This window comes from Mycobacterium sp. IS-2888, assembly GCF_001954215.1.
Classification (GTDB): Bacteria; Actinomycetota; Actinomycetes; order Mycobacteriales; family Mycobacteriaceae; genus Mycobacterium.
This window is the reverse complement of record NZ_MBET01000109.1, coordinates 1-1084: the sequence shown is the minus strand read 5'-3', so window position 1 is coordinate 1084 and position 1084 is coordinate 1. Positions and strand designations below refer to the sequence as shown.

The window sequence follows — 1084 nt, the reverse complement described above, 5'->3', positions numbered from 1 at the left end:
ATCTCAAAGCGGCCCGCCATCGCCCGCATCGAGTGCGGATCAGTCATAAAACGTGTTGCCATCTTGGCTATCTCCTTATTACTCAGTTATTCAGGTTGTCGGTGTGATGGACGACGATGGCCGGACCGGCTACGCGGTGGCGCAACCGTCGAGCCGCATGGATGAAGACGATCCCCCCTTCGCGTCAGCCGGCGGCCACCGGACGCTCAACACAGTGAGACGGACGTCGGACCCTAACCGCGGCGTTGGAGTCGACGGAGTACTGAACTGCTGGAAGCTTGTCAAGGAATCCACTTCGGTGGGGGTCCGTCCAAAGCCTTATGTGCGAGCGCCGGTCAGCCTGCGGCGATCGCGTTCGCTGCCTCGGTGGCGGCGTAAGAGCCGGAGCTCATGCCCAGGGTGTTGACGAACATCTCGTGGATCGCCGCGGCCTGGGCGCTGACCGCCTGGTACATCTGCGCGTGCGCGGCGAACTGAGCCGCGGTCAGCGCGGACACCTCGTCGGCGGCAGCGGGCACCACGCTCGTCGTCGGGGCCGCAGCGGCGGCGTTCTGGGCATTCAGAGTCGAGCCGATGCCCTGCAGGGTGCCGGCAGCGGCGGCCAAGGCCTCCGGCTGTGTCGTCACAAACGACATACTGTTCCTCCCTCGATTTATTCCCCTACTCCCTGGGAAGAGAGTAGATGACCGCGTCCACGGAAGCCTGGTCCGAGGCCGCCTGTTCGCAAGTGTTCACGAAACGCTACTGCGAATTCATTTTTCGTAACGACACAGTAACAGCGTTTGGCCCCGTTTGGGGTGCTTACTGCCCTCTCACAGCAAAGCCCGTCCCCCCGGCCGGGCGAAAGTCCCCTGGCAGGTGCATTCGCGGGGGGTGTGGTGCTGATAGTCCCTGTTAAAAATCTTCCGGCGGATTAACTTGGGCCCGGCCCCAGCAACGATGTCGTCGCGGCTCGGCCAGCCGCGACGACGGCCGCGAGCAACCTCCCACCGGACCGTCGACAAGGCGGTTTAGCCGGCGGAGAGGGGGCGGGCCATGACGGTGGGTTTGAAGCCGTAGCGTGGGCCTGCGCCGGCGCCGCGCA

The 1084-nt window shown here is 64.5% G+C and carries 2 protein-coding genes; both read right to left on the bottom strand.

What is annotated here, in order from left to right; genetic code table 11:
* Nucleotides 1-335: 335 nt before the first annotated feature.
* Nucleotides 336-635, bottom strand: a complete 300-nt coding sequence (locus A5745_RS22610; protein ID WP_076064793.1) for a PE family protein — start codon at nt 633-635, stop codon at nt 336-338.
* Between the two features lie 375 nt (nt 636-1010).
* The coding region (locus A5745_RS24520; RefSeq protein WP_139329418.1) for a hypothetical protein at nt 1011-1084 on the bottom strand (74 nt) is incomplete at its 5' end.

Excerpts from the sequence above, each read along its gene's own strand:
- A5745_RS22610 (WP_076064793.1), bottom strand. The coding sequence starts at position 635 with ATGTCGTTTGTGACGACACAGCCGGAGGCCTTGGCCGCCGCTGCCGGC.